The sequence below is a fragment of the Nonomuraea sp. NPDC050733 genome, assembly GCF_040654215.1.
Classification (GTDB): domain Bacteria; phylum Actinomycetota; class Actinomycetes; order Streptosporangiales; family Streptosporangiaceae; genus Nonomuraea.
This window is the reverse complement of record NZ_JBFAHO010000018.1, coordinates 139821-148303: the sequence shown is the minus strand read 5'-3', so window position 1 is coordinate 148303 and position 8483 is coordinate 139821. Positions and strand designations below refer to the sequence as shown.

At 72.3% G+C, this 8483-nt stretch carries 7 protein-coding genes; 3 read left to right on the top strand and 4 right to left on the bottom strand.

Going from position 1 to position 8483, the window contains the following annotated elements; translation table 11 throughout:
• Window positions 1-99 precede the first annotated feature (99 nt).
• Complete coding sequence (locus AB0H64_RS26270; RefSeq protein WP_357629371.1) at window positions 100-1230, bottom strand: glycosyltransferase; 1131 nt, start codon at window positions 1228-1230, stop codon at window positions 100-102.
• Window positions 1227-2201 (bottom strand): glucosyl-3-phosphoglycerate synthase, encoded by a 975-nt coding sequence (locus AB0H64_RS26265; RefSeq protein WP_357629369.1) that lies wholly within the window; start codon window positions 2199-2201, stop codon window positions 1227-1229. The genes AB0H64_RS26270 and AB0H64_RS26265 overlap by 4 nt, the downstream gene beginning before the upstream one ends.
• Before the next feature lie 42 nt (window positions 2202-2243).
• Here AB0H64_RS26265 and AB0H64_RS26260 point away from each other — a divergent pair, with 42 nt between their 5' ends.
• Window positions 2244-3296: a Gfo/Idh/MocA family oxidoreductase gene (locus AB0H64_RS26260; protein WP_357629366.1), complete on the top strand. Its 1053-nt coding sequence runs from the start codon at window positions 2244-2246 to the stop codon at window positions 3294-3296.
• Window positions 3289-4449, top strand: a complete 1161-nt coding sequence (locus AB0H64_RS26255; protein WP_357629364.1) for a zinc-binding dehydrogenase — start codon at window positions 3289-3291, stop codon at window positions 4447-4449. The genes AB0H64_RS26260 and AB0H64_RS26255 overlap by 8 nt, the downstream gene beginning before the upstream one ends.
• Before the next feature lie 1184 nt (window positions 4450-5633).
• Here AB0H64_RS26255 and AB0H64_RS26250 read toward each other — a convergent pair.
• Both AB0H64_RS26250 and AB0H64_RS26245 read right to left on the bottom strand, forming a co-directional pair.
• Window positions 5634-6419, bottom strand: coding sequence for a sugar phosphate isomerase/epimerase family protein (locus tag AB0H64_RS26250; protein WP_357629361.1), 786 nt, complete (start codon window positions 6417-6419; stop codon window positions 5634-5636).
• A gap of 5 nt (window positions 6420-6424) precedes the next feature.
• Window positions 6425-7453, bottom strand: coding sequence for a zinc-binding dehydrogenase (locus AB0H64_RS26245; protein WP_357629358.1), 1029 nt, complete (start codon window positions 7451-7453; stop codon window positions 6425-6427).
• Between the two features lie 112 nt (window positions 7454-7565).
• On the opposite strand from AB0H64_RS26245, the gene AB0H64_RS26240 reads away from it, so the two are divergent.
• Entirely contained in the window at window positions 7566-8453 is an 888-nt protein-coding gene (locus tag AB0H64_RS26240; protein ID WP_357629356.1) for a sugar phosphate isomerase/epimerase, read from the top strand.
• Window positions 8454-8483 lie beyond the last annotated feature (30 nt).

Here is an 8483-nt window from a genome sequence, read left to right as displayed (position 1 = left end):
GCTCGCCGCCACCGCCCTGCCGGCCCGGCTGGCGCTCGGGCGGCGCCCCGCGGTCCGCTGAAGGACGCCGCCCGTGCCCGGCGGGCGTTGCGCAGGGGATCAGGAGCCGGCTCGCCGCCTCCTGATCGTGGCCTCGTACAGCTCCAGGTAGCGGTCCGCCATGACGCCCGGCGAGAAGCGGCGGACGGCCTCCGCCCGGCAGTCCTCGGGGTCGATCTCGTCCACCCGCAGGACGTACTCGGCCAGCTCCTCCTCGGTGTCGGCGAGCCATCCGGTGCGGCCGTGGTCGATCAGCTCCGGCAGGCAGCCCCGGCGCAGCCCCACGGCCGGCACGCCGAGGGCGAGCGCCTCGACCACGGCGGTGCCTCCCGGCTCGTCCCACTGGACGGGGAACAGGGCGGCCCGCGCCGAGCCGTACAGCTCGTCGCGCCGCCGCCCCGTGACGGCCCCCTCCCAGCGGACCAGGTCGCCGTCGAGGTAGGGGCCGACCGCCTCCAGGTGGTAGCGGACGTCCGGGTGGCCGTGCAAGGGGTGGTACGGGTCCTGGACGACGGCGTCCAGCTCGGCCGGCGTGTCGAGGCCGCTGACCGGTCCGGCGAGCGCCAGCGGCAGCCCCAGCTTCTGGCAGATGCGGGCCGCGACGTGCTGGCCCTTGAGCCGGCAGATCCGTCCCATGACCACCAGGTGCTCGCCGCGTTCCACCCTGGGCGCGGCGCCGGCGAGCGGGGTGGCCAGGTGGACCGCGCCGAGCGCGGCCTCGCGCAGGGCGGGCGGCGCGGTGCGGAGCTGCGACTCCGACACGCCGTTGGCGGCGACCGATTCGGGGAAGGCGCCGTAGAACGCGGCGTGCTTGCGCAGGTCCCAGTGCAGGGTGTGCAGCACGGGCGGCCCGTCGAGGACGGAGAGCACGGCCGGGCCGACGACCTCCAGATGGTCGTGGACGAGGTCCACGTCGTCGCGGCGGCGCAGCTCGCGCGCCACCATCGCCTGGTGGGCGTGCGCCAGCCCCATGACCTGGTTGTACGGTTTCTGCAGCTCCGCGAACTGGCCGGAGTCGTAGACGCTGAGCAGCTCGTCCACCTCCAGCGTGCTCGACCCCACGGAGGCGAGGACGACCCGCACCCCGCGCTCCCGCAGCGGGGGCACGAGCGTGGCCACGACGTTCTCGATGCCGCCGTAGCCGGAGGGCGGGACCTGGAGCCAGGGTCCCGTGTTGATCAGCACGTTCATGCGACGTCCTCCTCGGCGAGCAGTGCGGCGAGCGGAGGACGCTCGGCCACGACGACGTTCATGAGCGAGGCCTGCCCGTCGAGCCCGAACTGCAGGAGCGTGCGGGCGGGCGGCTGGGCGGCCATGACCCGTCCCTGGCGTTCGAGACGGGTCCAGGCGGTGTGCAGGATCTGCCCGGCCATCCGGCCGAGTGCCGCGGTGGACTGGTGGGAGTGGACACGGACGCCCAGGTCGACCTGGGCCATGGCGTCGAGGCCGACCAGCTCCAGCAGGTCGACCAGGAGCCCGAGCTCGACGCCGTACTCGGTGACGAACGGCACCTGCTCCAGGGTCTCGCGCCGGCCGGCGTACTCGCCGCCGAGCGGCTGCTGGAACCCGGCCAGCTCGGGCCAGAACATGTTGATGAGCGGGCGTGCCACCAGCTCGGTGACCCGCCCGCCGCCTCCTCGCCGCCGCACCCCGTCGGCGCCGGTGAACGGCCGCTCGCAGGCGCCCTTGACGAACTGGATGCCGGGGTCGGTCAGCAACGGCCCGAGGAGGCCGATGACGAAGTGCGCGCCGAAGTCGCGCAGGTCGGCGTCGACGAAGACGACGATGTCCCCGCTGGAGGCCGCCAAGCCCTTCCACAGGGCCTCACCCTTGCCGGTGAGGGGCGGCAGGTGGGAGAGCACCGCGTTCTGTGCCACGACGCGTGCTCCCGCGGCGGCGGCCCTCTCGGCCGTCGCGTCGGTCGAGTTGGAGTCGACGACGAGGATCTCGTCCACGAGCGGAACCCGCTCGACGAGCTCGCGGCGGATCACGGTGACGATGTCGCCGACCGTCGACTCCTCGTTGCGAGCCGGCAGGACGACGCTCACCGTGGTCGTTCCCTTGGCGAGGAGCAGGGCCTCGGGGGCCCACTCGGTCGCGGTGCTCGAGTGGGGACCGTACCATTCCCGAGCCCTGGCCAAGGCCCGCAGTTCTGTCTCCATGCACTCAGCCCCGTTCTGTTTTAGGGGTTCACGGTCGCGCATATGTTCCCTATGGCCGCACGTTTGAACGTGTTGTTTGATTTTGCGCAAAAGTGGGATATGCGAGATGTGTCCTCAACCACCCGTGTAGGCATCATCGGTGCCGGAAATGTCGCCGCGCGTCACGCGGACGTGCTGTCAGGTTTTCCCGATGTGGTGATCGCCGGAATCGCCGACGTCGATCCCCTCAAGGCCGAGGCGCTCGCCGCGCGTCACGGAGTTCCGGCTTATGACGGCCATGCCGGGCTCCTGGAGGCGGGCAGACTCGACGCAGTATACGTCTGTGTGCCCCCATTCGCGCACGGTAAGCCAGAGCAAGATGTTCTGTCATGTAATCTCCCGATTTTTGTGGAAAAGCCGCTCGCACTCGACCTGACGACCGCGGAAAACATCGCGTCCGAAATCCAGCGGCGTGGACTGCCCTCGGCGGTCGGGCATCACTGGCGCTACCTGGACGTTCTCGACCGGGCCCGCGACCTGCTGGCCGACCGGCCGGTACGGCTGGCGCTCGGCCACTGGCTCGACAAGGTTCCCCCGGTCGGCTGGTGGCTGGACCCGGCCCGGTCCGGCGGCCAGGTCGTCGAGCAGGCGGTCCACGTCCTCGACCTGGCCCGGGTCCTGGTCGGCGAGGTGACCATGGTCCACGCTGTGCCCGCCGCGCCCGCCGCGCCCGCCGCGCCCGGCGGCGACGGTGCCGCCGGTGCCGCCGGTGAGGTGGACCGGGCCGTGGCCGCCGTGCTGAGCTTCGCGGGCGGCGCCACCGGCACCCTGGCCACCACGAGCCTGCTGCGGCACAAGCACCGGGCGGGACTGGAGGTCTACGCCGACGGCGTCGCCCTGGAGCTGACCGAGACCTCGCTGACCGTCAACGGCGGCGAGGTCGTCGAGGACGCCGGACGGGCGAAGACGCTGGTGGACCGGGCGTTCGTCGACGCCGTGCGGGGCGCGGACGGCGACGTGCGGGTGCCGTACGCGGAGGCGCTGCGCACCCACCGCGTGGCGCTCGCGCTGGCCAGGTCGGCGGCCGAGGGAAGGCCGGTGACCCTGGATGACTGACCACGGCGCCGGAGTGACCGGCGGCGCGAGGGTGCGGAGCCGCGTGCTGTGCGTCGAGGCCCCCGGCAAGGTGACGCTGGCCGAGGAGGAGCTGCCCGAGGTGCCCGAGGGCGGGTTCCGGGTGGCGACCGCCTACAGCGGGATCTCCGCGGGCACCGAGCTGACCTACGTCAAGGGCACCAACCCCTACCTCGCCGCCTCCTGGGACCGGGCGCTCGGCCTGTTCCGGCCGGGCGCGCCGGCGGTCTCCTATCCCGTGCGCGGCATCGGGTACATGCAGGTCGGCCGGGTGGTGGAGGCCCGTACCTCGGCCGTGCGCGAGGGCGCGCTGGTCGCGATGGCGTACGGCCACCGCACCGGGTACGTGGCCGACCCGCTCACGGACCGGTTCGTGGAGCTGCCGGCCGGCCTCGACCCCGTGCTCGGCGTCTACGTCGCGCACATGGGGCCGATCTGCGCCAACGGGCTGCTGCACGCCGCCGCCGACCTGCACGGACCCGCGGTGCGGGACCTGGGCGACGGCGTGCGCGGGCGACGCGTGGCCGTCGTCGGGGCGGGCGTGGTGGGGCTGCTCACGGCCTCGTTCGCGCTGGCGCACGGGGCGGCGGAGGTCGTGGTGGCGGACGAGACGCCCGCCCGGCTGCGGATCGCCGGGGCCCTGGGAGCCGGGGCCCTGGGAGCCGGGAGCCTCGCCACGGAGGAGGACCCGGCGGTGGAGCTCAAGCGCCGCTGGAGGCACGGCCCGGACGACCGGGGCGCCGACGTGGTGTTCCAGTGCCGTGGGCAGGCCAGGGCGCTCGCGCTGGCCCTGCGGATGCTCCGGCCCCAGGGCACGGTCGTGGACCTGGCCTTCTACACCGGCGGCGCGGACGAGGTGCGGCTCGGCGAGGAGTTCCACCACAACGGGCTGTCGCTGCGGTGCGCGCAGATCGGCCGGGTGCCGCGCGGGCTCGCGCACGCCTGGGACAGGGAGCGGCTCTCGTACGAGACCATCGCCCTGCTCGGGCAGCGCGGCGCGGTGCTACGCGAGCACCTCGTCACCGAGGTCGCCGATTTCGCCGAGGCGCCGGGCCTCCTCGCGGATCTGGCCGCCCACCGGCGTCACGCCGTCCAGGCCGTCCTCCGCTGCGACGTCGAGGACGAGGGCGGCTGACCAGCTGAAGTCGTGGCAGCCGTGCCCCTCCAGCGTGAACGGGTCGAAGTACTCGCGGAACCCGGACTCGGCGACGGCGCGGACCATGCCCTCGGCGAGCGGCGCCGCCAGGTCGGGCCGGCGCCGCCGCAGGCCCCGCCAGATCAGCCAGGTGAGGTTGATCCAGGCGGGGCCGCGCCAGTAGCGGACCGGGTCGAACTCGGGCGCGGCCGGCGCGAAGCTCGGCAGGATCCCGTCCTTGAGCCCGAACCGGTCGAGCCCGGTGCCGATCAGCTCGTTGACCAGCTCGCGCGGCAGGCCGGGCAGCATGAGCGGGGTCAGCCCGGCGGCGCTGTTGGAGCGCACCAGGCAGCCGGTGAGCATGTCGCGGGCGTGGAACAGGCCGTCGTCGTAGAGGTGCTCGGCCATCGCGGAGGTGTGCGCGGCGGCCTCACGCAGGTGCGGCTCGGGGTCGTGCCCGACAGCCCGCGCGATCCGGGCCAGCGCCACCTCGGCCACGCCGTACGCGGTGTTGAACAACGGGTCCTCGACCCGGAAGGCGTCGGAGCGGCGGTAGCCGGTGTCGCGGTAGGCGCGGGCGAGCGTCGTGTAACGCGCGTAGTCGCGGTCGGTGGGCCGCTCGTCGACGCTGACGTGGGTGGTGTCGCGGCGCACGAACGCGGACGGCTCGGGCTCGACGGCGGCCAGCGGCGCGTCCCAGGCCGGGCTGTTGTCCATGCCCGACTCCCACGGGTGGACGATCGAGATGAGCCCCTCGGGCGAGCGTCTGGCGGTGCGCAGGTACTCCTGCTGGGCGACCAGGCGGGGGTAGATCCGCCGCAGGAACGCGGTGTCGGGGTCGGCCAGGTGGACGCGCCAGGCGGCCAGCGCGTGGACGGGAGGCTGCACGATGCCGGAGGTCCGCGCCCCGGAAGGCGCGCTGACCTGCCAGAAGTCCGGCCCGGGGAAGTAGGCGCCCTCCGGCACCGCCGGGTTGAACACGATGTGCGGCACCCGGCCGTCGTGCCACTGCGCCCCGAACAGCGTCAGCAGCTCCGACCTGGCCCGGCGCGGCGACCACTGGGCGTTGCCGATGGCGATGAAGGCGGAGTCCCAGCTCCACTGGTGGGGGTAGAGGGTGCGGGAGGGAACCGTGTAGCTGCCGTCCCAGTTGGCGACGAGCACGCGGACGGCATCGCGGAGGATCATAGGAATTTCCTGATGAAGGAGGCGGTCTGGGGAAGGACGATCTCCGGCTCGCCACGCAGGCGGCACTCCAGCGCCAGGTAGCCGTCGTAGCCGGCGGCGTCGAGGGCGGCGAGCTGGGCGCCCCAGTCGAGGTGGCCGGTGCCGGGCTGGTTGCGGTTGGACTCGCTGACCTGCATATGAGCAAGGTAGGGGGCGGCCTGCAGGATCGAGCGGCAGGGGTCGTCCTCCTCGATGTTCATGTGGTAGGTGTCGCCGGCCACCCGGATCGCCTCCATCGAGCAGTACGACACGGCCTCGGCCAGCGTGTTCACCATGTGGTTCTCGTACCTGTTGAGCGGCTCCAGCATGATCAGCACGCCGTTGCGCTGGGCGTGCTCGCCGAGCGTGGCCAGCGCCCCGGCCAGCACCTCGCGGTCCTCGTCCGGTCCGCGGGGCGGCTCGAACGGGGGCAGCCGGCGCGAGAACTGGCCCCAGGAGGCCGGCGTCATCACCCCGATGCCGCCCAGCTCGGCGATCACGGTGAGCTGCGACCTGAGCTGCTGGATGGCGTCCTTGCGCCGGGCCGGGTCGAAGTCGCCGATGAAGTGCGGCATGTCCACGCACACGGTCGGCATGACGACGCCGTCGGCGAGGGCGCGCTTGAGCTCGGTCAGGCGGCTGGCGAAGTGGAAGTCGCCCTTGCCGCGCAGCTCGATGGCGTCGAAGCCGGTGTCGACCGCGAAGGCGAACTTCTCCTGCAGCGTGCGGCCGGGCAGAAGCTGCTCCTGGACGGAAAGCTTCACTTGTCTCACTCCTCGAATCGGAAGACGAGCTGGAGGACGTCCGACGGCCGGTGGTCGAGCAGCTCGTAGGCCGTGGCCGCCTCCCCTGCGGGGACCACGTGGCTGACCAGGCCGAGAACGCTCACCTCGGCCCGGTGGACGAGCTCCATGAAGGTGCGCTGGAGCCGCTCGACGTCCCAGCGGTGGGACAGCCACGAGGCGACGCCGCCGATCTGGGAGGAGACGAGCTGCACCTGGTTGTGGTGGAACTCCTCGCCCAGCCGCAGGCCGGTCGCGTCGCCCTGGTAGAAGCCGGCGGCCACGACGCGGCCGCCCCGGCGCACGGTCCTGATGGCCTCGTGCAGGCCCTGGTGGCTGCCGCTCAGCTCGATGGCGCTGTCGGCGCCCTCGACGCGCTTGCGCACGATCTCGGCGACCGAGCCGGAGCGCACGTCGAACGTCTCGGCGGCGCCGAAGGCCCGGGCCAGCTCCAGCCGGGCCGGGATGGCGTCGGCCGCGAGGACCCGGGCGCCGCTGAGCACGGCCATCCGGGTGGCGAGCAGGCCGATGACGCCCTGGCCGAAGACGGCGACCTGGTCGCCGAGCCGCAGGTCGGCCGCGTGGACGGCGTTGAGCGCGATGGCCCCGACGCGGGCGAACACACCGGTCAGCGGGTCGGCGCCGGGCGGCAGCAGGTGGCCGGCCAGCCGCTCGGCGGGCACCACGGCCTCCGCCCGGTGGCCCCAGATGCCCCACACGAGGCTGCCGACGGGCGGGTCGGCGACGTCGGGCGCGGCCTCGACGACCTCGCCGACCTCCTGGTAGCCCCAGCCGGTGAGCGGATAGGCGTGGGTGCTGCCGTCGACGAAGAGCCGGCGCTCGGTGTCCCACCTGCGGGTGAGGTACGGGTTGGTGCCGCGGTAGGCGGTGAGTTCGGTGCCCGCCGAAACCCCGGAATACAGGGTGCGGACCCGGACGGAGCCCGGACCCAGGGCGGCGGGCGGCTCGACGCCGACACGGACGCGGCCTGGTCCTTCAAAGGTGATGACGCGCATTCCCCCACGCTTACGATTATTGATCAAACGAAAGTCAAGGAATTAGTACGTGCCCGCAGACCTTAGTTGAGCAGATAACACTCTTAAGTCTAGGACTTCGACGGAGGTAACAATGAAATTGGGTTTCCTGACCGCCTGTCTCCCCGAGCTCGATCTCGTGGATGTCGCCCGCTGGGCCGCCGCGCATGGTTTCGAGGCGCTCGAAGTCGCCGGATGGCCGTCGACGGATACCCGAAATCACATCAGAGTGGACCGTTTCGACGAAGCCGAAAGAGAGCGGGTCGGGAGAATCTTCGCAGAGACCGGACTCACCCTTTCCTCGATCGCCTATTACGAGAACAATCTTCACCCTCGCGCTGGGGCGGAGGTGAACGCGCACGTGCGCCGGTGCGTGGACGCCGCGGCGGCGCTCGGCTGCCCCACCGTCGGCACGTTCGTCGGCCGTGACCCCGGCCTGTCGGTCCGCGACAACCTCGAACGCGCCGAGGGCGTCTTCCGCCCCCTCGTCGCCTACGCCCGCGACCACGGCGTCGACCTCGTCATCGAGAACTGCCTGATGAAGAGCTGGCACCCCGACGGCTACCCGGGCAACCTGGCCTACTCCCCCGAGCTGTGGGAGTGGATGTTCACGCTCGGGCTGCGGCTCAACTACGACCCCTCGCACCTCGTCGCGCTCGGCATCGACCCGGTCGCGGCCGCCATGCCGTACGTGTCGCAGATCTCGCACGTGCAGGCCAAGGACACCGAGCTGCTGCCGGGCACCATCAACCGCTTCGGCTTCTACGGCCCGATCAGCGGCGAGAAGGGGTGGTACCGGTTCCGGGTGCCCGGGCTGGGCCAGGTGGACTGGAGCCAGGTGATCGGCGCGCTGCGCCGGGGGGGCTACGACGGGGTCGTCTCCGTCGAGCACGAGGACCCCGAGTGGACCGGCAGCACGGACAGGGTACAGACCGGTCTCGGTATCGCGTACCGGACGTTGCGCCATCTCGTGCGGGGGTAAGTGCGGCATATCCCCGCAACGGAGGAGCGC

Excerpts from the sequence above, each read along its gene's own strand:
- AB0H64_RS26270 (WP_357629371.1), bottom strand. The coding sequence starts at position 1,230 with ATGAACGTGCTGATCAACACGGGACCCTGGCTCCAGGTCCCGCCCTCC.
- AB0H64_RS26265 (WP_357629369.1), bottom strand. The coding sequence starts at position 2,201 with ATGGAGACAGAACTGCGGGCCTTGGCCAGGGCTCGGGAATGGTACGGT.
- AB0H64_RS26260 (WP_357629366.1), top strand. The coding sequence starts at position 2,244 with ATGTTCCCTATGGCCGCACGTTTGAACGTGTTGTTTGATTTTGCGCAA.
- AB0H64_RS26255 (WP_357629364.1), top strand. The coding sequence starts at position 3,289 with ATGACTGACCACGGCGCCGGAGTGACCGGCGGCGCGAGGGTGCGGAGC.
- AB0H64_RS26245 (WP_357629358.1), bottom strand. The coding sequence starts at position 7,453 with ATGCGCGTCATCACCTTTGAAGGACCAGGCCGCGTCCGTGTCGGCGTC.
- AB0H64_RS26240 (WP_357629356.1), top strand. The coding sequence starts at position 7,566 with ATGAAATTGGGTTTCCTGACCGCCTGTCTCCCCGAGCTCGATCTCGTG.